A 23,875-nucleotide genomic window follows, 5' to 3' on the forward strand; every position below is an offset into this window, starting at 1 on the left:
AGGGCGGTGCACCATGGACAGACGGGATGTCCTAAAGCTTGGCGCTGGCTTTGCGGCCGCGCTCTATTTTACGCGGCATGCGGATGTCATCGGAGAGGCGCGCGCCGACGACGGCGAGCCGTTCTCCTTCGCGACACTCGTCGAGCGTGCCCGCCAGCTCTCGCTGTCGCCTTATGCGCCACCCGCCGACACCATTCCGGCAAACTATAAAGACCTGAACTACGACCAGTATCGCGACATCCGCTTCAAGCGGGAGGAAGCGCTCTGGGCGAATGACAATCTCGGCTTCACGGCGGAGTTTTTCAGCGCGGGCTATCTGTACACGACGCCCGTGCAGATCTTCACGGTGGCGAACGGCCGGGCGAGCGAATTGAAATATCGCGCGGACCTGTTCACCTACGGGCAGAATGTGACGCCGCCGCCGGAGGGCACCGCACCCGGCTTCTCGGGTTTCCGCATCCATACGCCTATCGACAAGGCGTATCAGATGGACGAGTTCGCCGTCTTCCAGGGCGCGAGCTATTTCCGTGCGAAGGCGACCGGGCAGGGCTACGGCCTTTCGGCGCGCGGGCTCGCCATCGACACGGCGCAACCGCCGCGTGATGAATTTCCGGTTTTCCGCTCGTTCTGGATCGTGCGCCCCGAGTCTGGCGCCTCCTCGGTCACGGTTTTTGCACTGCTTGACAGTACAAGTGTGTCGGGCGCCTACAAGTTTGTTATCTCGGCTCGGGCCAACACAGTGATGGACGTGGATTGCACGCTCTTTCCTCGCAAGACCATGGCTCATGTCGGAATAGCGCCGCTGACGAGCATGTTCTATTTCGCGCCCAGCACATCGTACCGCGCCGACGAAGTCCGCAATCGCGTCCACGACTCGGATGGCCTCGCGATATGGAACGGCAAGGGCGAGCATATCTGGCGGCCGCTCATCAATTCACCGCGCGTTCAGTTTTCCTCATTCGTCGACGACGCCGTTCGCGGCTTCGGCCTTGTGCAGCGCGAGCGGCGCGGCGACCGCTATGAGGATTTCGAGGCGCATTATGAGCAGCGCCCGAGCCTCTGGGTCGAGCCTCGCGAAAGCTTCGGCCAAGGCTCTGTCGATCTCGTGGAACTGCCGACGACGACCGAATATTTCGATAACATCGTCGCGTACTGGCATCCGAAGGAGCCGCTGGCGGCGGGCGTGAGTTACGCGTACAAGTATCGCCTGACATGGTGCGACGCTCCGCCGCTACGCATCAATTACGCTACCGTGGCACAGACGCTCGTGGGCGCATCGTTGCAGAATGCTGGCCGGCGGCTGTTCAACATTGACTTTGCCGGAACCGAAGAGTTCAACCTCTGCGATGATTCCGACGAATTTTGCGGCGATAAGAGCCGCGTCATGGAACTAACCGCGAGTGCAGGAACTATCGTGAACGCTACTATCCGGCGAAACCGGGTTTCCGGGGGCCATCGTGTCGCTTTCGAATATGAGCCCGCGGCGGGTTCGGACGAGGCCGATCTTCGATGCGCGCTTCTTTCGGATGGTAAACCGATCTCCGAAGTTTGGATCTACCGGTGGACGGCCTGAGGTCAAGCATGCACGATACGCTTTCTCCCGCCGAGACCCCAGCCGTACCGGCCTCGCGCGTTCAGTCGGTGTTCGCGCCGCAGAGCCTCGAAAGCTTCGACCGCGCCACGCGCCGCAAGCCGCCGATGGACGTGCAGGCGCCGCTGCGCCGTTTTCTGATTTTCGGCGGCGCGTTCGCGATCACGGTTTATCTGATTGTTCAGCTATATCTCGTGCTGAGCGTGGGCAGCTTCGGCGGCCTGGGCGTCGCGCTGATGGTGCTGTTCTCGATCAACATCTTCTGGCTGTCGCTGTCGTTCATGACGGCGCTGGCGGGGTTTTTCGTCATCGCGACCGGCATGCGGCGCTCGCTCGTCAACCACGAGGACTACGACGCGAAGGCGCCGCTGACCGGACGGACGGCGATCCTCGTCTGCACCTATAATGAAGCACCCGCCCGAATTTTCGGCATGGCCGTCGCGACGCTCAACTCCGTGGCGAAGCTCGGACAGGGCAAGAGCTTCGACCTGTTCATCCTGAGTGACACCACTGACCCCGACATCTGGGTTCAGGAAGAAGCGGCGTTCCAGTCCGTGCGTGAGCGCGAGGCGTGTGGCCATCGTATTTTCTATCGCCGCCGCTCCCAGAATACCGGCAAGAAGGCGGGCAACGTCGCCGACTGGTGCCGCCGCTGGGGCGCGAACTACGAATACATGCTGGTGCTCGACGCCGACAGCCTGATGACGGGCGAGTCGGTGGCGAAGCTTGCGGCGATCATCGAGAAGAACCCCGATTTCGGCCTCGTGCAGACGGTGCCGCTTTCCATCGGCCGCAACACGCTGTTCGCGCGCCTGCAACAGTTCGCCGGGCGACTCTACGGGCCGATGCTGGCGACCGGGCTCGCGTTCTGGCATCGTGGCACGTCGAACTTCTGGGGGCACAACGCGATCATCCGCACGCGCGCCTTCATCGAGAGCGCCGGACTGCCGATGCTGCCGGGCAAGCCGCCCTTCGGCGGGCAGATCCTCAGCCACGATTTTGTCGAGGCGGCGCTTCTGAACCGCGCAGGTTGGCGGGTCGTCATGGTGCCGGACCTCGCGGGCTCCTATGAAGAGATCCCGCCCGCGCTGATCGATTTCGCCATGCGCGACCGACGCTGGGCGCAGGGCAATCTCCAGCATTCGCGCGTGATGTTCGCTGACGGCCTGCACTGGGTCAGCCGCGTGCATATGGCCATGGGCATCATGGCCTATGTGTCGGCGCTGGTGTGGTTCCTGTTCATCATCATCGCGCTCGCGCTGACGCTGCAATCGATCTACACGCTGCCGCAATATTTCACGGACGACTTCTCGCTCTTCCCGAAATGGCCGATACAGGACAGCGAGCGCTCGTTGCAGCTTCTGATCCTGACGCTCGGTGTGCTGCTGCTGCCGAAGCTCTTCGCCTATGTGCTGGCCCTGATGGATAGCCGCCAGCGGAAGGGATTCGGCGGGCCGTTCATTCTCTTCATCGGCGTGCTGATCGAGACGGTCCTCTCGTCGCTGTTCGCGCACATCATGATGCTGCTCCAGTCGGGGGCCGTGGTGGACGTGTTCCGAGGCCGCGACAGCGGATGGAAGCCACAGCGCCGCGACGACGGCTCGCTCCCCTTCGGCGAGATCATGCAGTTCCATCGCCTGCACATGATGATCGGCGTCGCGCTGGCGATCGGCACCTGGTATTCGTCGAAAATCCTGTTCCTCTGGATGCTGCCCGCGTCGCTCGGGCTCGTCTTTGCGGGGCCGCTTTCGTGGTGGTCGGCGCAGCGCTCAGCCGGCGAAGGGTTCCGTCGCTTCGGACTGCTTCAGATCGAGGAAGAGAAGTCGCCGCCACCGATTGCGGGCGAAGCTCATTGCGCGCAGGCCGAAGTGGAGAAGGCCGCTGCCGAGCATGAGGCCATCACGCAGCTCGTCAAAAGCCCGAAGCTTCGTCGCCTTCATCGCGAGTTGATTCAAATGCAGCCGATCACGCTGGAGTCGCGAATTTCGCCGAATCTGGCCATCGGGCGGGCAAAACTCGACGTCTCCGCAAATCTGGCCGAGCTGCTCGACTTGCTGAAGCCGGGCGAAAAAGCGGCTTTACTATCCGACCCCGAAAGTCTCGCGCGCCTCGAAGCCTTTATTCCTGCCGAAATTCCGCCAGAAACACCGCTTCAATCATCTCCTCAGCCACTGGAGCAAACAACCTAGCGTGGCGGATTTGACGGTGCGGGCGTTCGGAACTCTCCAGACAGCAACCCCAGATCCCCAGCTGCGCGCTGGAAATTGAGTCGCCTTCGCTCGCGCGAGCCTGGGCGAACTCGGTATTACATGCGCCGGGACGTCGAGCTTCGGCGCGCTGGCTCCACGAAAGGGAACCGACATGTCATCGAAAAAGGTCATGCCGCTTCTCCTGACGAGTATAACGTCGTGCGTTATCGCGTTCGGAGATTTGGGCACCGCCGAAGCGCAAGTGCAACTCGCGCAGTTCCAGCCGCAGGGACAGCAGGGCGACGAGCAGAGAAAAAAGCCGCGCGATGAGCGGGGCGGCGAACAGCCGCAGCGGGGCGGTCAGCAGGATCAGCAGCGCGGCGGTCGGCCAGAACGAGGCGCCCCGGATCAGCGCGCTCAGCAACCGCAGGAGCCGCGTGGCGGTCAGCAGCAGCGCGGCGGCGAGCAGTTCCAGCGCGCGCAGCCGGAGCAACGCCAGCAGCCGCGTTTCGGCCAGGACCAGGGAATCGGCCAACAGCGCGGAGGTCAGCAGCCGGAGCAGCGCGGGCAGGCGCAGGAACGCGGCCGACAGGAGTTTGAGCCGCGCAAGGTGCAGGAACAGGAACGAGTGAAGCCGCAGCCTGAACAGAGGAAGGTTCAGGAGCAGGAACGGGTGCAATCGGGTCAGCCTCAGGGCGAGCGTTTCGGTCAGGGCGCTCCGGCAGGCAAGCCGAAGGAGCAGGGCACGACCGGCTTCGGCACGTCGGGTGGTCAGGGCTCTCAGCAACCCGGCGGCGCGGGTCAGCCTCAGGGCGGACGCTTCGGCCAGGGCGCTCCGGCAGGCAAGCCGAAGGAGCAGGGCGCGACCGGCTTCGGCTCGGCGGGCGGTCAGGGCTCTCAGCAACCCGGCGGCGCGGGTCAGCCTCAGGGCGGACGCTTCGGCCAGGGCGCTCCGGCAGGCAAGCCGAAGGAGCAGGGTTCGACTGGCTTCGGCACGTCGGGCAGTCAGGGCACTCAGCAACCCGGCGGCGCGGGTCAGCCTCAGGGCGGCGAGCGTTTCGGTCAGGGCGCTCCGGCAAGCAAGCCGAAGGAGCAGGGCACACCCGGCTTCGGCTCGGCGGGCGGTCAGGGCACTCAGCAACCCGGCGGCGCGGGCGGTATCCGTCCCGGCTTCCCCGGCGGAACGCAGCAAGGTGAAGCGCCATCCGGCCAGCCGCAAGGTGGGCGCTTCGGACAAGGTACGCCTCAGGGCATGCCCGGCGACGCGCAGCCCCAGGGCGGGCGCTTCGGGCAAGGTACGCCTCAGGGCGCGCCCGGTGGCGTTTCGGGTCAGGGTCCGGCGGGCAAAGGCCCCGCAGGTTTCGGCACAGGCGCCCCACAGTTGGGAGGCGGACAGCCTCCCGCGGGTGGGCCTCAGTTCGGTGGACGCCCGCAGTTCGGGCAACCGGCCTCGCCTCAGGAGCAGCGCGAACGCGCAGAGCGTGACACGCGCCGCATCGAAATGGGACGCAAGATCGAGGAAGACCAGCGTCGGCAGGCCGATCGCGAGCGCAGCCGCGAGGGCCTCGATGAGCGCATGCGCCTCCAGAACGACCGCTTCCGCGATATCCACGCGCAGCGGCACGAGCGCTTCGACCCGAACGGCGTTCGCTTCATCGAAGAGCCGGGCAACCGCAAGATCTTCCGGCTGAACAACCAGACGTTCATCCGCCACGACGAAACGGCGAACTTCGGCCATTTCGGCGGGCGTTCGGATCGTCGACCGATCCCCGGAGGCGGCGAGTTCGCGACGTTCCATCGTCCGGACGGTTCGCGCGTGGAAGTGGAGGTCGATCGGTTCGGCCGCCCGATCCGCCGCGTGCGCATTCTGCCGGACGGACGGCGCTTCACGCTGTTCGAGAACCGTGCGCTTGCGGCGGGCCTCGGCCTTGCGGCCATCGGCGCGGCTATCGTCTTGCTGCCGCCGCCAGCCCACGCGATGCCGCCCGAGGAATACGTCGTGGATGCGGGCGTGGCTTCGGAAGAAACCATATATGACACGCTTTACGCTGCACCGGTCGAGCCGCTGCCGCGCGCCTACTCGCTCGACGAGGTGCTCGCGAGCCCGAACCTCCGCGACCGCATGCGCAGTGTGAGGCTGAACACGATCCACTTCGAATTCGGCTCGTGGGAAGTGCGGCCCGATCAGGCGCCGCTGCTTCAGGGGATCGCGGACTCGGTCAACCGCATCGTGCAGAACAATCCGGGCGAAGTGTTCCTCATCGAGGGCCACACCGACGCGGTCGGCACGGACGAGGATAATTTGTCTCTGTCGGATCGGCGCGCGCAGGCCGTGGCCGACGTGTTGACGCAGTATTATCAGGTTCCGCGCGAAAACCTTGTCACGCAAGGCTACGGCGAGCAGTTCCTCCTCGTGCCGACGCAGGGACCGGAAATCAGGAACCGCCGCGTCGTTATTAGGCGGCTCACGCCCCTTTTGCAAAGCGACCAAGGCCGCTACAGCAATAGCGGGCAAGGGCCGCAGAATGATTACCGGCCCTGATCGCGAAAGGGCGTGACGAAAGCGGGCGCAGGAGTCCGCTTTCCGGCAGGGGGAAGCGATGGACATCCTTTCGTACATCTGGACGGTCCTGAGTTTCTTCCTGAGCGTCGTCTGGACGGTTGTGTGGTTCGTGCTGCGCGACCTCATCTCGACGGTGCTGTGGATTCTCATCGTGGCGTGGATGCTGCTCAGCGTCCGCTACCGCAGCTTCACCGGCGGCACGCTCGCGCTGTTGCGCTATGGCCGTTGGGCCGTGAACCTGTTCTGGCGGTGGCTTCGCGGCACGCCGAACCCGGCGCTTCCGCCGCCGCCCCCGCCAAAGGTCATCACCAAGGAAGTCATCAAGGTGGTGGGCAAGCGCCGCAAGCGCTTCGGCACCATGAACGTGTCCGAGCAGTTGAATGTGCTGCTTCTCGGCGCGATCTGGCTTCTGTTCGTGATTTAGGCCGGGGCGAGCGCCGGCTGGACTCGCTTTGCTGCGTTTACCCAAAATGCGATTCGCGTTAGGGATGTAGCGGCGCTGCGGGACCGCCTGTCCGCACGCGCGCCAATAATGCGCGTTTGAGGACAGCGCATAACGGGGAAGCGAGCGAACATCGATGTCGTCGAGACTTTTTATCTTCGCTCTCGCGGCGATGACAGCGAGCGGCATGGCAGCGGCGTACGCGCAGGATTACCCGCTCGACAGGGCCGCCGTGAGCCGCGCCGTGATCGCCGAAACCAACGCATGGCGAGCAGCGAAGCGCCTGCCGCCAGTTTCCAGTCATCCGCAGCTTGAGGCGGCCGCAACCGCTTACGCTCGCTATCTCGCGCAGACGGAAGGTGTCGGCCACACCGCCGACGGCAGGTCGCCCGCCATCCGCGTTCGCGCGACGGGCTATAATTATTGCTTCGTTGCGGAGAACATGTGGGGCGGCTGGAGAAGGCCCAACCCGATGACCGAAGCCGAGGCTTCAAAAAAGGCGATGGACGACTGGAAAAAATCGCCCGGCCACAACGCGAACCTGCTCAGCAAGGGCAAAAACATCGGCGTGGGTGTCGCGGCATGGCGGCAGGGCGACCGCGTGGTTTTCCGTATGGTGCAGATGTTCGGCACTGCGGATTGCGCGCCGAGGCCCAAGGCGAAGCCTTTCGTAACGAAGGTGACGCAGAAGGTCGCGCCGAAGAAAGCGCCGGCGGCGAAACCCCAGCAGAAGCCGACCCCGCAGTAGCGGAGCGGGTCAGTTCGGTCGCGACGGGCGCACTTGGAAGTCGCGGTCGGTTTCCTTCCGTCCGACGCTCCAGGCGCGGGGTCCAACAACCGATCGGCGCATAAATTCCCTCGGTCCGAGGCCGAGTTCACGCACGTCGTATTCGGCACCCTCTCGACACCCCTTACGATTCTTCGCTCCACGCTCCCGCCCGCGTTAACGATCTTGCCGGGAAAGCGTCGGCGATACTGCGGCGAGGGCGAGCGATCACATTTCGAACATTGAAATCTGCAACCACAGGCCAGAGCAATCCTCGCGTGGCAGACTGAGCACGATGCGCCTTCTTCGGATGTGTAACGGCGAGGTCCAAAGGCTCGTGGCGAGCAGAAATTCGCGCCGCAAGCCCAGGTGGCGATGGGCGGCGGGATTAGACCACAAGTTTCGGCTGGCCATACCGTTTCACATACGCCCCTTCAGATTTCGTTCGGCGGAGATCGAAAGCGATTGACGCCTGAGACGAGCAGACGAACAAAAATCCTGAGTCTTTCCTTCGACGGGAAAGGCCACTCGCATTAAATGCCGTGGGATGACGTTGACAGTGAGGTTTTCGGCGGTCGGAAGGCGGAGAGGCGGCGGGGGGCTTTATGCCCTCGTCCTCGCTATCGTTTCGCTCGCGCTTTGCACGGGGGCGGCCGAGGCGCAACTTCTCATATCGCGCTACACAGTTCATATGGAGGGCGTTCGCGTCGGCCACGCGATCGTGCGCACGACCCTTGGCCCGGCCAACTACAAGGTCACGGTTTCGGCCGATGTCGGTCCGGTTCTTTCAAACACCAGGATCAACGGCGAGGCGACGGGTTTGCGTAACGGCTCGCATGTGACGCCGATGCGATTCCAGTTCGTTTCGTCGGGCGGCGAGGCGAGTTCCGTGAATTTCGCCGGACCCGACGGCACGCCCGCCAGCGTCAATCCACGACTGCGCGGCGTTTTCGACCCACTGTCGGCGCTGGTCTTCGCCGCGCTCAACCCCGCTCCCCCCTCGGCCGAGCCGTGCAAGAGCCTGATCCCGATCATTCTCGGGCGCGCGCGCTTCGATATCGTGATGAGCCCGAAGCCCGGCGGCACCGATCCGCGCTCGGAAATTATCGATTGCGACGCCTATTCGACCGTCAGCACGCCGGATGCGAGTGGCGGCATCGGTGCGCAGAATGCCCGCTGGCAGATCGGCTTCAGCAAGGTGGCGCAGCCCGCGCTTTGGCTCGTGGAATATCTCGTGGTTCCGACCTCGAACGGCACGATGACCATCAGCCGCGAGGAGACGAATATCTCCGCTTCCTAATGTGGCGCATACGTTTGCCGCGGTCGTCGCGCGCGCCGCAAACGCATGCGCCAGAAGCGTACTACGCCGCCGCGCCGAGTTCCGCGAGAAACGCATCGTGCGTCAGCGGCCGCGAGAACAACGCGAAGTCCTTCGTGGTCGCGACGCGCTGCTCTTCCTCGCTCAGCGCCGCCGTGCAGTCGGTGAGCGTAACGACGCGGAAGCCGCGCTCATAGGCCGAGCGCATGGTGCTCTCCACGCAGCAATTCGTGAGGAAGCCCGCGAGCACCACGTCCGTCACGCCGCGCTGCCGCAACACGAAATCGAGGTTGGTGCTGGCGAAGCAGTCGAGCCCGCGCTTGCCCTCGATAACGATATCGCCCGGCTGTGGCGTCAGCTCCTCGATGATCTCCGCGCCCCACGTGCCCTTGCGGAAGGCTTGCCCCGCGACAATCCCCGCGAGGATGCCGTAGGGGTTCGCCGGAATTTCGGGATACCCTTCCGCAAAGCTGATCGCGGCGTGCATGATGGTTGCTCCGCGTGCCCGCGCCTCGTCAACGGTCGCAAGCGTATTGGCGAGCATGTTCGTGCTCTCCATCACGCCCTTGACGCCCTCATGGTTTGCGCCGCCCGGTTTCACGAAATCGTTCTGGTATTCGATGAGCACGAGCGCTGTGGTTTTCGGGTCCATGCTGATCCTCCCTTGTTATTCACGGATGCTGTCCATCGACAATGACCGGGAGATGACAGTCGGACAAGTCGCGCACCGCTCAAAAGTGCACGCTCTATTGTGGTGCATAAGCATCGCGCCGCTTAAGTGCTTACGGGATCAAATAATCCGCGCTCGACTGATCTCAACGTGGAGGCGATCCAGGCGCGATCACATTTCCGGATCGGCAACGCGCTCGCCTGCCGGAGCCTCTCCCCAACGCGAGAATGGCCGCTTGCAGAGGCTTGCGTTCGAATAGCGCGGGTCGCCGCTGATCTCCGCTCCGATCCAGGATGGCAGCGGGAAGCCGTGATCCTCGTGCGGCAGTTCGATTTCGGCCACCACGAGACCGTCATTCTCGCCCTGAAACACGTCGATCTCCCATGTCAGGCCGTACCACGGCAGCAGATGGCGACGCTTTTCAATGATCGAGCCCTCGCGCAGCTCCATGAGCGCGGTCGCGTGATCGAGCGGGATGTCGTATTCGAATTCCAAGCGGCTGATACCCATGCCAGCTGACTTCATCGTCAGCGTCGCCCGGGAATCTCGGGTACGGATGCGAAGCGACATCTTCCCGGTGTTGGCGAGATAGGCTTGACGGATGATCGACCCGCTGTCGGCATCCACGCGCCAGCCATCGCCCGCCACGAGAAATTTCCGCTCGATTTCGAAGGGCATCGAAGTTCTTCCGGCAAGGGCGACGTATCGGGGCAGCGTCCCCGTTCAAGGTACTCTATACCCGCCCTGCCTGAACAACTCGCTAAACGAACGGGTGAACCGGCTCCGCCGTGTGCTTGGTGGAGATGTCGCCCTTGTCGTTCTCTTCCGTCAGGTGCACTTCGTACCCCCAAAGGTTGGCGAGATGCTGAAGCACGCGCTCGGCGTCCTCCTCCTCCAGCATGACGCCATCAACCACGCTATGGCGCAGAACGAGGCGGCGGTCGCCTTCGAGGTCCACGTCCACGATCTGGATGTCGGGATCGTGGCGCGAGACGTCGTAATGCCGCGCAAGTGCCCGGCGAACGCGCATGTAGCCGCGCTCGTCGTGGATGGCATCGACCGACAGATCCTTCTCGCTGGCATCGTCCGTGACAAGGAACAGGCCCATCTTGCGGATCACGGCGGGGCTGAGGAATTGCGAGACGAAGCTCTCGTCGCGGTAGTTCGCCCAGATGTCCTTTAGCGTCTCCACCGGGTCGGCGTTGCCGGCGATGTCCGGGAACCAGGCGCGGTCTTCCGCCGTCGGGGCCACGCACATGCGCTCGATGTCCTTCATCATGGTGAAGCCGAGCGCGTACGGGTTCAGGCCGTAATAGCGGCGGTCGTCGAAATCCGGCTGAGCCACCACATTCGTGTGCGAGTGCAGGAATTCGAGATACGAGCCTTCCGTGATGCGGCCTCTATCGTACAACCGCTGCATGATTTCGTAGTGGGTGTAAGTCGCGCAGCCCTCGTTCATCATTTTCGTCTGGCGCTGCGGATAGAAATACTGCGCGATGAGGCGGACGATGCGCATGATCTCGCGCTGCCACGGCCGAAGCCGCGGCGAAGTCTTTTCGAGGAAATAGAGGATGTTTTCCTCGGGCAACCCGAGGAGCGCGCGGCGCCGATCTCGTTCCGTGGTGCGCTTCTTGGCCTTCTTGCCCTGCCCTTCCGGCACGGTGCGCCACAAATCGTTGAACAGCCGTTCGCCGTGCTCGCGCCGCTCGCGCTCGCGTTTCTGCTCGGAGCGCAGATCCATCTGCCGCTTGCCAGGGTAGCGGTGAATGCCCTGATTTTGCAGCGCGTGGGCGGCGTCGAGCACGCGCTCCACCTCGGCCTGACCGTATTTTTCTTCGCAATCGGCGATGAAGTTCTTCGCGAACGCCAGATAATCGAGGATGCCGTCCGCGTCGGTCCACTGCTTGAACACATAGTTGTTCTTGAAGAAGTGGTTATGCCCGAAGGCCGCGTGCGCCAGGACCAGCGTCTGCATGGTCGCGGTGTTCTCTTCGAGGAGATACACGACGCACGGATTCGAGTTGATGACGATTTCGTAGGCGAGGCCCTGCCAGCCCTTGCGGTAAAGCGTTTCGTTGCGCACGAACTGCTTTCCGAAGGACCAGTGCCGGTAAAAGAGCGGCATGCCGGTGGAGGCATAGGCGTCGAGCATCTGCTCGGTGGTGATGACCTCGATACGCGGCCGATAGATGTCGAGCTTCAGCTCATCGCCGATCTCCGCCACCCCGTCATAAATGCGCGACAGGGTATCGAAATCCCAGTCGCCATCCTTGAACAGAAGCGGATCATCCCTGCCTGCCGTTACCGTCGTCATCAGGCCCCCGTGCTTGCGTTGCTCTTCCGTTCAAACAACTCCCGGAAGACAGGATAGATGTCACGACGGTCGCGAACTTTTCGCATCGCCATGGGCAGTTTCGGCGAGAGGATCATGTCGTAGGCGCGCCAGAGCGTGGTTGGCGGTTCGGCCGACCGGCGGCGCTCCTCCGGCTCGCGGCCAACCTCGATGTAGGCGTAGTATTGGCACACCGGCAGGATCGACGTTTTGAGGAGCGAGACCGTCTTTTCGTTGTCGATCGGCAGGTTATCGCCGTCCGAGGCTTGCGCGGCATAGATGTTCCAGACGCCGGGCGGGAAACGGTCGTGCACCACCTTTATCATTTCTTCGAGCGCGGTCGACACGACGGTGCCGCCTGTCTCGCGGCTGTGAAAGAACGTGTCCTCATCCACTTCCTTCGCCTCGTGCGTATGGCGGATGAACACCACCTCGACATAGCGATAACGGCGGCTGAGGAACAGGTAGAGAAGGCTGTAGAAGCGTTTCGCGAGATCCTTCAGATGTTCGTCCATGGAGCCGGACACGTCCATCAGGCAGAACATCACCGCCTGCGCCACGGGTTTCGGCTCCATCTCGAAGCGACGATAGCGCACGTCGACCGGATCGATGAACGGGATCGCGATCGACCGCTTCGCCTGCTTCTTCAAAGCCTCGCGGATTTTGAGGATTTCGTCCTCGCGCCCGCCCTCATCTTCCAGCGCCTTGAGCTGCGCCTCAAGTTCGGCGATCTCGTCAACCTTCGGACGCTTCAGCGCTATGCGCCGGGCGAGGCTCTTGCGCATGGTCTGCTGGATCGATAGCGACGACGGCGGCCCGGATGAGCGGTATCCCGCGCGGCGCGGCTGATCCTTGCCTTCGCCCATGACCTGGCGCTTGGCGAGGTCGGGCAATTCGAGGTCTTCGAGGAAGAGGTCGATGAACTCCTCGTCCGATAGAGCAAAGCGAAACTCGTCCTCGCCGCCCCCGTCCCCGCTCGCGCTGCCCTTGCCGCCACCGGAGGGCGGCCGCTCGATGCTGTCGCCCTCGATGTAGGTCTTGTTGCCGGGCAAAAGGTATTCGCGACTCCCGCCCTTGCTGCTTCGGCGCAGCGACGGCTCGTGAACACCGTCCACGGGCACGACGATTTCGCCGCCTTTGCCCGTGTCCGTGATCTTGCGGTCTTTCGAGGCTTCCCGCACCGCGTGTCGGACAAGCGCCCGAGCGCGGCGGATGAACCGCTGCCTGTTGCCTAGACCCTTGCCGCTCGCATCGCGACGCCGATCAATGATGTACACGTTTCGTAGCCTAGCCCGCCTGTCTAACGCGCATGTACCATTCAACAAGTCTGCGAACCTGACGCTCGGTGTAGCCTCGCGTCACCATCCGCTCGACAAACTCACTATGCTTCTTCTCGGTTTCGCCATCCTTCTTCGAACCGAAGCTGATCACAGGCAGAAGGTCTTCCACCTGGCTGAACATGCGCCGCTCGATGACTTCCCGAATCTTTTCGTAGCTCGTCCAACTCGGGTTCTTGCCGCCGCGCTGCGCTCTCGCCCTCAGTGTAAACTTGACGACCTCGTTGCGAAAGTCTTTCGGGTTCGCGATACCAGCAGGTTTCTCGATCTTCGACAGCTCCTGATTGAGAAGCTCGCGGTTCAGGAGTTGCCCCGTGTCGGCATCCTTGAAGTCCTGATCCTCGATCCACGCATCGGCATAGGCGACGTACCTGTCGAACAGGTTCTGGCCATAGTCGTGATAGGATTCGAGGTAGGCTTTCTGGATCTCGTTCCCGATGAACTCAGCATAGCGCGGGCCAAGTTCCGTCTTTATGAACTCGATATACGCGCTTTCGATATCGTCGGGGTATTGCTCGCGGCGGATGGCCTGTTCCAGCACATACATGAGATGCACCGGATCGGCGCCCACTTCCTGCGTGTCGTGGTTGTAGGTTGCCGACAGCGTCTTGAACGCGAAGCGCGTCGAGATGCCGTCCATGCCTTCATCCACGCCCGCGTGATCGCGGTATTCCTGCATGGTGCGCGCCTTGGGATCGACCTCTTTGAGGCTTTCACCGTCATAGACGCGCATCTTCGCGTAAAGGCTCGAATTCTCGTGCGGCTTGAGGCGCGAAAGCACCGAGAAGCGCGCCAGCATTCCGAGGGTGCCTGGAGCACACGGAGCGTTCGCCAGTTCCGATGTGCGGATTAGCTTGTCGTAAATCTGCTCTTCCTCTTGAACGCGCAAGCAGTACGGAACCTTGATCACATAGATACGGTCGATGAAGGCTTCGTTCGTCTTGTTGTTCTTGAAGCTGCGCCACTCGGCTTCGTTCGAGTGGGCCATGATGATGCCGTTGTACGGGATCGAGCCGATGTTTTCCGAGCCGACATAGTTGCCGTCCTGCGTCGCCGTCAGGAGCGGATGCAGCATCTTGATCGGCGCCTTGAACATTTCGACGAATTCGAGCACGCCCTGGTTCGCGCGGTTCAGGCCGCCGGAGTAGGAGTAGGCGTCCGGGTCGTTCTGCGCGAGCAATTCGAGACGGCGGATGTCCACCTTGCCGACGAGCGAGGAGACGTCCTGATTGTTCTCGTCGCCGGGCTCGGTCTTCGCGATGGCGATCTGGCGCAGCCGCGAGGGCAGGATCTTCGCGACCTTGAACTTTGTGATGTCGCCGCCGAACTCGTCGAGCCGCTTCAGGCACCACGGACTCATGAGGCCGGTGAGGCGGCGCTTCGGAATGCCGTATTCCTCTTCGATGCGGTCGCCCATCGTCTCGCGGTCGAAAAGGCAGAGCGGACTCTCGAAGATCGGGGACAATTCGTCGCCGGCCTTCAGAACATAGATCGGCTTGTGCTCCATGAGCGCCTTGATGCGCTCGGCGAGCGAAGACTTGCCGCCGCCGACGGGACCGAGCAGATAGAGGATCTGCTTGCGCTCCTCAAGGCCTTGTGCGCCCTGACGGAAGAAGGCGACGATGCGTTCGATCGTCTCCTCCATGCCGTAGAACTCGGCGAAGGCCGGATACATCCGGATAGTCCGGTTCATGAATATGCGGCCGAGACGGGAGTCTTTGGAAGTATCCACCATCTGAGGCTCGCCAATAGCGGCGAGCAATCGCTCATGTGGAGAGGCGTACATGAGCGGATCTGTTTTGCACCCCTTCAGATACTCCGCCAAACTCATAACGGTTTCGCGTTTTGCCTCGAAACCGCGCGCATAGGTGTCAAACAAGTCAGTCGACATCGCGACCCCGCTGATCGTCGTTGGAGATAAGTCCTGGAGTGAGCGTGAGGAGCCCCATGCACCTTCTCTCTGCCCCAAGAGGGCCAGGGTAAATCGACCCGGCAAGGCTGCTCGGCGGACACTTCATCGCCACGAGGTCGGTCGAGAGTGCCCTAATTTTATGTCGGACGTGAGATGGCCAATGGAAGGGGGTCCAGCCGCATGGAGAAAAATTAAACGTCTGATTTGGAGATCGATCCAATGCTGAACCCGTTGCCAATCCGGAACTGATGATGTCCCCTATGCAAACAGGATGCCGAAAACCCGCGCATCCCCGCCCTACGCTTAAATAATAAGCATCGGCAAGGCGCTTGAAAAGCACTACCTTTGGGAGAGATGGAATAAGGCACGCACGCCCGGTCAAAACCGACACTGTGGTTAAGGCATGCTCGCGCTGTGAAGCCTAAGCGCGGCGGAAATAGAATAAAAAAAGAGCGCGGTTTCCCGCGCTCTAAAAAATACTGGTCTTTAAGCGACCTGCAGATTTCCCGCCGAGGTCTTGTCTGTGCGGCGGTCGGTCTGGATCTCGAAGGAAACCTTCTGGCCTTCAACGAGGCCGCGGAGACCGGCACGCTCAAGAGCGCTGACGTGGACGAACACGTCCTTGCCGCCGTCATCGGGCTGAATGAAGCCATAGCCTTTTTGGCTGTTGTACCATTTCACGACGCCCATATTCATGGGGAAGTCCTTTCGCTAGATAGAAATTTGTCACGCAGCCGAAGCGACGCGACGGTAGTCGATGGGTGGAGAGGTAGGAACACGTGGCCTAGCGCGAAAGGCGAGGCGAAACGGCCCAAATCGTCCAGCCAAATCGATGGCGCGAATATAGGAAAATGCGCGCTTGGAAGCAACCGCTATCGCGCGCTTTTTCGGGCATGTCCTCAAATAATTACAATTGACGTTGATAAATATCGAACTGCAACCGCGAAATGAACAGTCACGAAATTGTAATAATTCTCGATACAGGTTGTAGACCCCCAAACTTACCTTGGCGAAAATTTTCTTGCGGGCGCATCTCCGGTAGGTGCCGCTTCCAAAAATGGCGGCTTCCATAAGTGCGGAGTGCCTCAAAATGAGGCGTTTTGGATAGGCGGAAGCTCTTTCGGCCGTCACCCGCCGCGCTTGCCGGAAGCCACTCCGACGACAAGATCGGCTCCAGCCTCCGCCAGAAATCCGCCCGAACTTCTTCATCAAATTTTCGTGGTTTTGCCATCTTTCAAGACGCCTTTGAACCCCTATCTGACAGCAGACAAGAAATCGCCTCCCCGACCAAGGGAGGCGGCGCGAGGCGACAGGGCACCGATTCCGCAGGGGGATCGATCCGCAGGCGTTTCGCACCAAACCGGAGGCACTCTCGATGACACCCGAAGAACAGCGTCTTCTTGGCGATCTCGCCCAGCGCGTGCGCAGCGTACCCCCGCAGCAGAAAGACCCCGAGGCGGAAGAGTTTCTGCGCCGTCTCGTTCAGGAGCGCCCGGAGACCGTCTATATCCTCGCGCAGACCGTCATCATGCAGGAATTCGCGCTGAAGAATGCTGAAGCGCAGATGCAGGATTTGCAGCGCCAGGTGAGCGAGGCGTCCGCCCCGCGCCAGTCCGGCGGTTTCCTCGGCGGCCTTTTCGGCGGTGGCGCGCAGCCTCAGCCGCAGCCCTCGCGCAATCCGTGGGGTGCGCCGCAGCAGCAGGGCTACGGCCAGCAGCCGCCGTATCAGGGTGGCCCGGCGATGCAGCCCCAGCAGCAGGGCGGCTTCCTCCGCAACGCCGCCACGACGGCGGTCGGCGTAGCGGGCGGCGCGTTGCTCTTCTCGGGCATCAGCTCGATGTTCGGACACGACAGCGCCGTGACGCAGGCAGCGGCCGCAGCCAATCCAGAAGCGGCGGCTGGCGCTGGCGAGAGCTTCCCGCAGTCCGACTATGCCGATAACAGCGGCGGCGGCGATGACAGCTGGGGCTTCGGCGACGACGGCGGCGACTTCGCCTGACCGGTCTTTAACACCGCGCGTTCGAATCGAATCATTCAAACGCGGATGATGATTCGCGAGCTTCAGTGCTTCAGCGTAGCAATCGAAGGTCGGGCCAACGCCCGGCCTTTCTTTTTGCCGCCAGTCTTTTTGCCGCCAGCGTTGCCCTTACTCGCCCAGGATGCGGTTGCCGTCCTTCCAGCCCACGAGCGCCTCGATCTTCGCCGCCAACTCGAAATCCTTGTCGGTGATTCCGCCCGCGTCGTGCGACATCAGCCGCAATTCCACCGATGAGAACGAAACGAGCAGATCGGGATGATGCCAGGCCGTCTCGGCTAGATAGCCGATGGCGTTGACGAGCATCATCGTCGCTTTCCAGTTCTTCGTCTTGTAGGTGCGGCGCAGATAGCCGTGGGCGTGCGTCCAGTTCGGCAGGTCCGCCTTGAGCCGCGCCGCGATTTTCTTGTCGTCGTACGTCATGCGATCACCTCAAAAATTCGTCGGCGACACTCTTCGCCGCACCCGGCTTGCTGGCGTCTTCGTCGGGTGGTAGCTTAACAACTGTCCGGTACATCCGGAATAAACCACCTGTTAGAGACAGGCGGGCCTGCCCAAAGGCAATAGCCACGGGCACTTAGAAGCTCTACGAGAGCACGGCCTCCCACGCGGAGGCCGTTTCGTTTGAACGATATCTCATCCCGGTCGCGCTTTGTATCCCGAGGCTCTTTTGCGCGCCGCGTTTCTGTGTTTTGCCCGCCTTGATCGCAACGATTTGAAGCGGCCCTGCCTCCGCATATTGTCCCCCGCCGCAAGTTGGGTCTATAAGCGCGCATTGCACAATACCCCTACCAAGGAGAAAACAGGTGGTTCGCGGAGAGGCTCCAAGCCCCCGGTCCGGCGTGCTCGCCATCGATCCGTATGTTCCGGGTCGCTCGAAGCTCGCGGGCGAAGGTCCGGTCATCAAGCTGTCGTCGAATGAAACGCCGCTCGGCCCGTCGCCGCACGCGGTCGAAGCCTATCGCGCGGCTGCGAGCCATCTCGACCGCTACCCCGACGGCGCTTGCACGGCGCTTCGCGAGGCGATCGGCGCGGCCTACGGGCTGAATCCGGCGCACATTATCTGCGGCAACGGCTCCGACGAACTGTTCCACATTCTCGCGCAGGCCTATCTCGGCCCCGGCGACGAGGCGATCTACACCGAGCACGGGTTTCTCGTATACCGAATCGCGATTCTCGCGGCGGGCGCGGAACCGGTCGTCGCACCGGAAAAGAACCTGACCGCGAGCGTCGACTCGATCCTCGAATGTGTGACGCCTCGCACGAAGGCCGTGTTCATCGCGAACCCGAACAACCCGACCGGCACCTATCTGCCGCATCAGGAGGTGCGCCGCCTTCGCGCCGCGCTGCCGGACAACGTGCTGCTCGTACTCGACGGGGCGTATGCCGAATATGTGAACCGCAACGATTACGAAGCGGGCATCGAGATGGTGGCGACCACGCCGAACACCATCATGACGCGGACGTTCTCGAAGATTTTCGGCCTCGCAGCCGCCCGCGTCGGCTGGGCCTATGCGCCCGCCGCCATCGCCGACGCGTTGAACCGCATCCGCAGCCCGTTCAACCTCGCGCAGCCTTCGATGGATGCAGCCATCGCCGCGCTCGCCGACAAGGCCCACATTGAAGCCGCGAAGGCGCATAACAACACGTGGCGCGACATCGTCACGCTTGAGTTTCGCAAGATGGGTTTCGACGTGCGCTCCAGCGCGGGCAATTTCGTGCTCATCCCGTTCGGCTCCGAACAGGGCCGCACCGCGCAGGACGCCGATGCGTTCCTGAATGAGCGGCGCATCATCCTGCGGCAGGTCAGCGCGTACGGGCTACCGCACGCGCTGCGCATGACCATCGGGCTCGAAGAGGAAAACCGCGCTGTGCTCGCCGCGCTGAATGAGTTCACGGAACGATGACGGAAGCGCCCATGTTCGAGAAGGTTGCGCTGATCGGCGTGGGTCTCATCGGTTCGTCGCTGAGCCACGCGATGCGCCGCGCCAATCTTGCGCGCACCATCGCGGCGTCGGCGCGTACCGAAGCGACGCGCGCGGCGGTGAGGCGTCTCGGCCTCGCGGACGAAGTTTACGAGCACGCTGCCGACGCGGTGAAGGGCGCGGACCTCGTGATCCTCTGCACGCCGGTCGGCACTTTCGATGCGCTGGCGCAGGAAATCGCCCCGCATCTGAAGGACGGCGCGATCCTCTCCGACGCGGGCTCGGTCAAGCAAGCGGTGGTGGATGCGGTCGCCCCGCATTTGCCGCCGCATGTGCACTTCATCCCCGGCCACCCCATCGCGGGCACCGAGTTTTCCGGCCCCGAATCCGGCTTCGCGGAACTGTTCGACGGGCGCTGGACTATCCTTACGCCGCTGCCGGACGCCGACGAAGCCGCCGTTGCAAAGCTCAAGGCGTTCTGGGAAGCGTGCGGCGCGCATGTCGAGATCATGGAGCCGAAGCACCACGACCTCGTGCTCGCCATCACATCGCACCTGCCTCACCTCATCGCTTACAATATCGTGGGCACCGTGGCCGACCTCGAAGAAGAGAAAAAGAGCGAGGTCATCAAGTTTTCAGCGTCCGGCTTCCGCGACTTTACCCGCATCGCCGCGTCCGATCCCACGATGTGGCGCGACATCTTCATCAACAACAAGGAAGCGGTGCTCGAAATTCTCGGCCGGTTCACGGAAGATCTCGCGGCCATGCAGCGCCATATCCGCTGGGGCGAGGGCGACAAGCTGTTCGACAAGTTCACGCGGACGCGCGCCGTCCGCCGGAGCATCATCGACGCAGGTCAGGAAAGCCCCGAGCCGAACTTCGGCCGCACGCCCGCGCCGAAGAAAGACTAAGCTTCGCACGCCGCAATTCTGCGGACCCTAACGCCGAGCGGAAGTCTTTGCGTCGCGCGGCGCGGCAGTGTAAGAGGCGCGGCGCGGGCATCCCGCCCGACGGATCGAGACTGTGGACCTCTGGATTTTCGGTTATGGCTCGCTGATGTGGCGGCCTGGCTTCGTTTTTGAGGAATCCTCGCGCGCACTCCTCGAAGGCGCGCATCGCGAACTCTGCTGCTATTCCTTTATTCACCGGGGCACGAAATCGGTGCCGGGGCTGGTGCTCGGCCTAGACAAGGGCGGTCAATGCGAGGGCATGGCTTTCCGCGTCCCGCGCCGCCTCGATCTCGACACGCGCCACTACCTGAAGCGCCGCGAGAACATGAACAACGTTTACACGGCGGTGAAGCGCCCCGTGAAGCTGCTCGATGGAAGCGGCCGCACGGTTCTCGCGTTGAGCTTTCTGATGGGGCGTCATCACCGGCAATATACCGGACTGCTGCCCCTCGAAACTCAGGCGTCGATCGTGAGGCGCAGTGTAGGCCGCGCGGGACCGAACATCGATTACGTCGTGAACACGGTTCAGCATCTGCGACGGCTCGGCGTCCACGATGCGCGGCTCGAACCGTTGATGGCGATGCTCGGCCACAGCGTGACGAAAGATTGCATGCTAGGCGGAGAATGCGCCCCCGCGCGGAAAGGTCCGGCTTTCGATGTCGCGCGTCCGCTTGGCTGAACGCGTCGCAGGGCGGCATTGAACTCGCACCGGAGGCACGCGATATCTGATTTCGTGATTGAGGAGGCGGACAATGCTTGACGGATATACCCATCGCGACCGCATCATCAAAGCGGCGCTGAAGCTTGCCGAGACGAGCGGCTGGCGCGATCTGAGCCTTGGCGAGATCGCGGCGGAAGCGCAGATCCCGCTGATCGAATTTCGCAAGGAATTTCAAGGTAAATCCCAAATACTTGCCGCCTTCGTGCGCGCGGTCGATCTGGCGGTACTCGAAAAATTCCCGGCGCCCGGCCCGGATGTGGCGCGCGACCGACTCTTCGACGTGCTCCTCACGCGGTTCGAGGTGATGCAGCCTTACAAGCCCGCGATTCGGCGTATCAGCGAGGACGCCACGCCCGGCGAAGCGCTTCAGCAATTGCGCCCGGCGTTGAAGTCGCAATACTGGATGCTTGCGGCGGCTGGCCTGTCCGGCGAGGGTGGAACGGGGCTTGTGCGCGTGCAAGGCCTGCTCGGGATTTACGGGCGCGTGTTCCAGGTCTGGGTTGATGACGACGATCCCGGCCTCGCCAAGACCATGGCGGCGCTCGACAAGCGCTTGCGGCGCGGCGAGTCCATCATGCACGGGTTCGAGCGCTTCCGCGACGGCGCGGAGAGCCTGCTGCGCGGCTTCGGCCGCCGACGCAAGGGAACGGCGGAGCCTCAACCGGAGCCGGCACCGACGCCGGACGCTGGCATTTCGCCCGCCGCGCCACCGCAAACGGCTTAGAACCACGTGGCCCCTCGCGATAAGCTCTATAGCTTCTCGCTATCCGTTGAGAAGCGGAGGACTTCAGCCGGTTGATTTGACGCGTTTTTCTTCAGCAAACAGTTCCGTAGACGCCGGATCGCCGCCGGATCGCACGAGACTGACTTGAAAATTCGACAAATCTAATGCACATTACGGAGTTGGAATGCCCTGTATCTGACCGGAGCATTTGTAGAAGGGTTTTGAAGCTGACGCCAAACGCGCAGAAACAGGAGTTCACAGAACTCCGCCCGCGCCACGCCAATAGCGCCGTCGCGGTTCCCGCATCCCTCGCTCATCTTGTCGTGGACGCGCTTGAGGACGCCAAGGCTGTCGACATCATCACAATCGATGTCGAGGGCAAGACTTCTATCGCCGATTATATGATCGTGGCTTCGGGACGTTCACAACGTCATGTGGGCGCCATCGCCGACCAGCTCATGGATAAGTTGAAGGAAGCGGGCGTCCGCGATACACGTGTCGAAGGGATGCCTCTCTGCGACTGGGTTCTTATCGATGCGGGCGACGTTATCGTTCACGTGTTCCGTCCGGAAGCGCGCGATTTCTATAACATCGAGAAGATGTGGACATCGGATCGGCCGAAACGCGACGCTGCGGACTAAAGCCTCCGGGCACGGTGCATATCGGCGGGCGGCCGGATGAAAATTTCCCTTCTGGCTGTCGGCCGGCTTAAGAGCGGCGCCGAGCAGACGCAGTTCAACCGCTATTTCGATCTGTTCAACGCGTCCGCGCGCAACCTCGCCATGGGGCCGATGGCGGTGTTGGAGATACCCGAGGGGCGACACGAAAGCGCGGCGGAACGCAAGGAAGCCGAGGCGCACGAACTTCTTAAACGCCTCGGACCGGCTCGTCTCGTCGCGCTCGACGAGAACGGCCAGTCTGTCACGTCATATGAGTTCACGGCGATGGTGTCGCGCCTGCGGGATGAGGCGCTCGACGTGGCGTTCGCCATCGGCGGCCCGGACGGACACGGCGAGGCGCTGAAAAACGCCGCGCATTTCAAGCTGTCCCTCGGCAAGATGACGCTGCCCCACGGCCTCGTGCGCATTGTGCTCGCCGAGCAGCTTTACCGCGCGATGACGATCCTTCAAGGGCACCCGTACCACCGCGCGTGAGTGCGTTTCAAGAACAGCGACTCGGTGATCGGGCCGCTGTTGACGCGTTCGTCACACACGAACCTGCATACCCACATCGTGCCCGTTCGGTCGGCGCGGATGACCGATCTCGTGGCGCGTATGCCCGATAAGCGACTGATACATCTTGATGTAATTCTTCGCCATGCGCTCGGCGGTGAAACGGTCCTCGAACGCGCCGCGCACGCCCGAGCGATCAAGGTCGGAGAGGCGCGAAACCGCTTTCACCGCTTCGTCGATGCTGTCGACCACATAACCGCTCACGCCGTCGTCGATGACTTCGGGCACTGAACCGGAACGGAATGCGATCACCGGCGTCCCGCAAGCCATGGCCTCGATCATGACAAGGCCGAAAGGCTCTGGCCAATCGATCGGGAAAAGCAAAGCTGCGGCATCGCCAAGAAACGCGGCCTTCCGCTGCTCGTTGATCTCGCCGATATACTCGACGCCGGGCGTGGCCTTCACCATCGGCTCGATCTTTTCCTTCCAGTACCCGTGATCGACCTTGTCGATCTTCGCTGCGATCTTCAGCGGCATGCCTGTGCGCGCGGCGATTTCGATTGCGCGGTCGGGCCTCTTTTCCGGCGATATGCGGCCGAGGAACGCGAGGTATCCGCCCTTCGGCTCAGGTGAAAAGGGGAGGAGATCGCGCGGCAACCCATGATAGACGTTACCGGCCCAGCGCACGCCAGATGGAACGGGAAGACGCTGATGATAGGAAATCGAGGAAAGCGGCACATTTCGGAATGCCGTGTAGAACGGCAGCAAGTCCGGCAGATCAAGACGGCCGTGAAGAGTTGTCACGGTCTTGTCCGCGAATGACGAAATCATCGGGAATTGCAGCAGATCGATGTGGAAGTGTAGCACATCGAACTCGTCCACCCGTTGCCGGACGTATTCGAGCATCGCCATCTGATGCGGCAGGGGATCTTGTACATTTGCGTCGAGACGAAGTCCCATCTTGGAGCATGCGACGAGTTCTGCATCCGTTTCCGAGTCTCCGCTAGCAAAAAGCGTTACTTCATGCCCCTGCCGGACAAGTTCTTCAGTCATATAGGACACAATTCGTTCAGTCCCGCCGTAAAGCCTGGGGGGGCAGCTTTCGGCGAGAGGCGCAATTTGTGCGATTTTCATTACGTAAGACTTTCCTGAATTGCGGGAGGCTGCCAGTTCACGGCTTTAACATTCAAAACACGCGGAATTAAAAATGGGTCCGGCTGCGTTTGTG

The 23,875-nt window shown here is 62.3% G+C and carries 22 protein-coding genes; 13 read left to right on the plus strand and 9 right to left on the minus strand.

The annotated features are described in order from the left end of the window. Positions 1 to 13 precede the first annotated feature (13 nt). Together RVAN_RS15240 and mdoH are read left to right on the plus strand one after the other, a co-directional pair. Positions 14 to 1,573, plus strand: a complete 1,560-nt coding sequence (locus tag RVAN_RS15240; protein WP_013420607.1) for a glucan biosynthesis protein — start codon at positions 14 to 16, stop codon at positions 1,571 to 1,573. An 8-nt stretch (positions 1,574 to 1,581) separates the two neighbouring features. Then, on the plus strand, positions 1,582 to 3,780 hold the full coding sequence (gene mdoH, locus RVAN_RS15245) for a glucans biosynthesis glucosyltransferase MdoH (protein ID WP_013420608.1): 2,199 nt from the start codon (positions 1,582 to 1,584) through the stop codon (positions 3,778 to 3,780). Between the two features lie 175 nt (positions 3,781 to 3,955). Here the strand turns inward: mdoH and RVAN_RS20540 are convergent, their stop codons facing one another. Further along, on the minus strand, positions 3,956 to 4,459 hold the full coding sequence (locus RVAN_RS20540) for a hypothetical protein (protein WP_041787730.1): 504 nt from the start codon (positions 4,457 to 4,459) through the stop codon (positions 3,956 to 3,958). On the opposite strand from RVAN_RS20540, the gene RVAN_RS21045 reads away from it, so the two are divergent. The 4 genes from RVAN_RS21045 to RVAN_RS15270 all read left to right on the plus strand — a co-directional run bounded on the left by RVAN_RS21045 (position 4,454) and on the right by RVAN_RS15270 (position 8,851). Then, positions 4,454 to 6,322, plus strand: a complete 1,869-nt coding sequence (locus RVAN_RS21045; RefSeq protein ID WP_169309564.1) for an OmpA family protein — start codon at positions 4,454 to 4,456, stop codon at positions 6,320 to 6,322. The two genes, RVAN_RS20540 and RVAN_RS21045, sit on opposite strands and share 6 nt — an antisense overlap. 58 nt (positions 6,323 to 6,380) lie before the next feature. Further along, entirely contained in the window at positions 6,381 to 6,767 is a 387-nt protein-coding gene (locus tag RVAN_RS15260) for a hypothetical protein (RefSeq protein WP_013420610.1), read from the plus strand. 154 nt (positions 6,768 to 6,921) lie between these two features. Further along, positions 6,922 to 7,533 (plus strand): CAP domain-containing protein, encoded by a 612-nt coding sequence (locus RVAN_RS15265; protein ID WP_013420611.1) that lies wholly within the window; start codon positions 6,922 to 6,924, stop codon positions 7,531 to 7,533. A 571-nt stretch (positions 7,534 to 8,104) separates the two neighbouring features. After that, a complete protein-coding gene (locus RVAN_RS15270) occupies positions 8,105 to 8,851 on the plus strand; it encodes a DUF3108 domain-containing protein (RefSeq protein ID WP_169309565.1) in 747 nt (248 codons plus the stop codon). 61 nt (positions 8,852 to 8,912) lie between these two features. On the opposite strand, the gene RVAN_RS15275 is transcribed toward RVAN_RS15270, so the two are convergent. The 6 genes from RVAN_RS15275 to RVAN_RS15300 all read right to left on the minus strand — a co-directional run bounded on the left by RVAN_RS15275 (position 8,913) and on the right by RVAN_RS15300 (position 15,816). After that, the gene (locus RVAN_RS15275; protein ID WP_013420613.1) at positions 8,913 to 9,521 is read right to left on the minus strand and encodes a cysteine hydrolase family protein; all 609 of its coding nucleotides are present in this window, start codon (positions 9,519 to 9,521) and stop codon (positions 8,913 to 8,915) included. A gap of 189 nt (positions 9,522 to 9,710) precedes the next feature. Next, on the minus strand, positions 9,711 to 10,217 hold the full coding sequence (locus tag RVAN_RS15280) for a CYTH domain-containing protein (protein WP_013420614.1): 507 nt from the start codon (positions 10,215 to 10,217) through the stop codon (positions 9,711 to 9,713). Positions 10,218 to 10,299: 82 nt separating this feature from the next. Next, entirely contained in the window at positions 10,300 to 11,853 is a 1,554-nt protein-coding gene (locus tag RVAN_RS15285; protein ID WP_013420615.1) for a SpoVR family protein, read from the minus strand. Continuing rightward, the gene (locus tag RVAN_RS15290) at positions 11,853 to 13,148 is read right to left on the minus strand and encodes a YeaH/YhbH family protein (RefSeq protein ID WP_013420616.1); all 1,296 of its coding nucleotides are present in this window, start codon (positions 13,146 to 13,148) and stop codon (positions 11,853 to 11,855) included. The genes RVAN_RS15285 and RVAN_RS15290 overlap by 1 nt, the downstream gene beginning before the upstream one ends. Positions 13,149 to 13,158: 10 nt before the next feature. Beyond that, positions 13,159 to 15,099 carry a PrkA family serine protein kinase gene (locus RVAN_RS15295; protein ID WP_013420617.1) on the minus strand — a complete coding sequence of 647 codons (1,941 nt, stop codon included), beginning with the start codon at positions 15,097 to 15,099 and terminating at the stop codon, positions 13,159 to 13,161. A gap of 507 nt (positions 15,100 to 15,606) precedes the next feature. Beyond that, positions 15,607 to 15,816, minus strand: a complete 210-nt coding sequence (locus tag RVAN_RS15300) for a cold-shock protein (protein ID WP_013420618.1) — start codon at positions 15,814 to 15,816, stop codon at positions 15,607 to 15,609. Between the two features lie 679 nt (positions 15,817 to 16,495). Here RVAN_RS15300 and RVAN_RS15305 point away from each other — a divergent pair. Beyond that, positions 16,496 to 17,119: a DUF2076 domain-containing protein gene (locus RVAN_RS15305; protein ID WP_013420619.1), complete on the plus strand. Its 624-nt coding sequence runs from the start codon at positions 16,496 to 16,498 to the stop codon at positions 17,117 to 17,119. A gap of 147 nt (positions 17,120 to 17,266) precedes the next feature. Here the strand turns inward: RVAN_RS15305 and RVAN_RS15310 are convergent, their stop codons facing one another. After that, complete coding sequence (locus tag RVAN_RS15310) at positions 17,267 to 17,578, minus strand: 4a-hydroxytetrahydrobiopterin dehydratase (protein WP_013420620.1); 312 nt, start codon at positions 17,576 to 17,578, stop codon at positions 17,267 to 17,269. Positions 17,579 to 17,961: 383 nt separating this feature from the next. Here RVAN_RS15310 and hisC point away from each other — a divergent pair, with 383 nt between their 5' ends. The 6 genes from hisC (at position 17,962) to rlmH (ending at position 22,629) form a co-directional block, all read left to right on the plus strand. Next, positions 17,962 to 19,062 carry a histidinol-phosphate transaminase gene (gene hisC, locus RVAN_RS15315; RefSeq protein WP_013420621.1) on the plus strand — a complete coding sequence of 367 codons (1,101 nt, stop codon included), beginning with the start codon at positions 17,962 to 17,964 and terminating at the stop codon, positions 19,060 to 19,062. Positions 19,063 to 19,073: 11 nt separating this feature from the next. Beyond that, positions 19,074 to 19,991, plus strand: a complete 918-nt coding sequence (locus tag RVAN_RS15320) for a prephenate/arogenate dehydrogenase family protein (RefSeq protein ID WP_013420622.1) — start codon at positions 19,074 to 19,076, stop codon at positions 19,989 to 19,991. Between the two features lie 112 nt (positions 19,992 to 20,103). Continuing rightward, entirely contained in the window at positions 20,104 to 20,709 is a 606-nt protein-coding gene (locus RVAN_RS15325; RefSeq protein WP_013420623.1) for a gamma-glutamylcyclotransferase, read from the plus strand. A 73-nt stretch (positions 20,710 to 20,782) separates the two neighbouring features. Beyond that, positions 20,783 to 21,475, plus strand: coding sequence for a regulatory protein TetR (locus RVAN_RS15330; RefSeq protein ID WP_013420624.1), 693 nt, complete (start codon positions 20,783 to 20,785; stop codon positions 21,473 to 21,475). A 164-nt stretch (positions 21,476 to 21,639) separates the two neighbouring features. Then, the gene (rsfS, locus tag RVAN_RS15335) at positions 21,640 to 22,116 is read left to right on the plus strand and encodes a ribosome silencing factor (protein WP_013420625.1); all 477 of its coding nucleotides are present in this window, start codon (positions 21,640 to 21,642) and stop codon (positions 22,114 to 22,116) included. Between the two features lie 36 nt (positions 22,117 to 22,152). Then, the gene (gene rlmH / locus RVAN_RS15340) at positions 22,153 to 22,629 is read left to right on the plus strand and encodes a 23S rRNA (pseudouridine(1915)-N(3))-methyltransferase RlmH (RefSeq protein WP_013420626.1); all 477 of its coding nucleotides are present in this window, start codon (positions 22,153 to 22,155) and stop codon (positions 22,627 to 22,629) included. Between the two features lie 51 nt (positions 22,630 to 22,680). On the opposite strand, the gene RVAN_RS15345 is transcribed toward rlmH, so the two are convergent. Next, positions 22,681 to 23,781 carry a glycosyltransferase family 4 protein gene (locus RVAN_RS15345; protein WP_013420627.1) on the minus strand — a complete coding sequence of 367 codons (1,101 nt, stop codon included), beginning with the start codon at positions 23,779 to 23,781 and terminating at the stop codon, positions 22,681 to 22,683. Positions 23,782 to 23,875 lie beyond the last annotated feature (94 nt).

Source organism: Rhodomicrobium vannielii ATCC 17100, assembly GCF_000166055.1.
GTDB lineage: Bacteria > Pseudomonadota > Alphaproteobacteria > Rhizobiales > Rhodomicrobiaceae > Rhodomicrobium > Rhodomicrobium vannielii.

Excerpts from the sequence above, each read along its gene's own strand:
- RVAN_RS15240 (WP_013420607.1), top strand. The coding sequence starts at position 14 with ATGGACAGACGGGATGTCCTAAAGCTTGGCGCTGGCTTTGCGGCCGCG.
- mdoH (WP_013420608.1), top strand. The coding sequence starts at position 1,582 with ATGCACGATACGCTTTCTCCCGCCGAGACCCCAGCCGTACCGGCCTCG.
- RVAN_RS15260 (WP_013420610.1), top strand. The coding sequence starts at position 6,381 with ATGGACATCCTTTCGTACATCTGGACGGTCCTGAGTTTCTTCCTGAGC.
- RVAN_RS15265 (WP_013420611.1), top strand. The coding sequence starts at position 6,922 with ATGTCGTCGAGACTTTTTATCTTCGCTCTCGCGGCGATGACAGCGAGC.
- RVAN_RS15275 (WP_013420613.1), bottom strand. The coding sequence starts at position 9,521 with ATGGACCCGAAAACCACAGCGCTCGTGCTCATCGAATACCAGAACGAT.
- RVAN_RS15280 (WP_013420614.1), bottom strand. The coding sequence starts at position 10,217 with ATGCCCTTCGAAATCGAGCGGAAATTTCTCGTGGCGGGCGATGGCTGG.
- RVAN_RS15285 (WP_013420615.1), bottom strand. The coding sequence starts at position 11,853 with ATGACGACGGTAACGGCAGGCAGGGATGATCCGCTTCTGTTCAAGGAT.
- RVAN_RS15295 (WP_013420617.1), bottom strand. The coding sequence starts at position 15,099 with ATGTCGACTGACTTGTTTGACACCTATGCGCGCGGTTTCGAGGCAAAA.
- RVAN_RS15300 (WP_013420618.1), bottom strand. The coding sequence starts at position 15,816 with ATGAATATGGGCGTCGTGAAATGGTACAACAGCCAAAAAGGCTATGGC.
- RVAN_RS15305 (WP_013420619.1), top strand. The coding sequence starts at position 16,496 with ATGACACCCGAAGAACAGCGTCTTCTTGGCGATCTCGCCCAGCGCGTG.
- RVAN_RS15310 (WP_013420620.1), bottom strand. The coding sequence starts at position 17,578 with ATGACGTACGACGACAAGAAAATCGCGGCGCGGCTCAAGGCGGACCTG.
- RVAN_RS15320 (WP_013420622.1), top strand. The coding sequence starts at position 19,074 with ATGTTCGAGAAGGTTGCGCTGATCGGCGTGGGTCTCATCGGTTCGTCG.
- RVAN_RS15330 (WP_013420624.1), top strand. The coding sequence starts at position 20,783 with ATGCTTGACGGATATACCCATCGCGACCGCATCATCAAAGCGGCGCTG.
- rsfS (WP_013420625.1), top strand. The coding sequence starts at position 21,640 with ATGCACATTACGGAGTTGGAATGCCCTGTATCTGACCGGAGCATTTGT.
- rlmH (WP_013420626.1), top strand. The coding sequence starts at position 22,153 with ATGAAAATTTCCCTTCTGGCTGTCGGCCGGCTTAAGAGCGGCGCCGAG.
- RVAN_RS15345 (WP_013420627.1), bottom strand. The coding sequence starts at position 23,781 with ATGAAAATCGCACAAATTGCGCCTCTCGCCGAAAGCTGCCCCCCCAGG.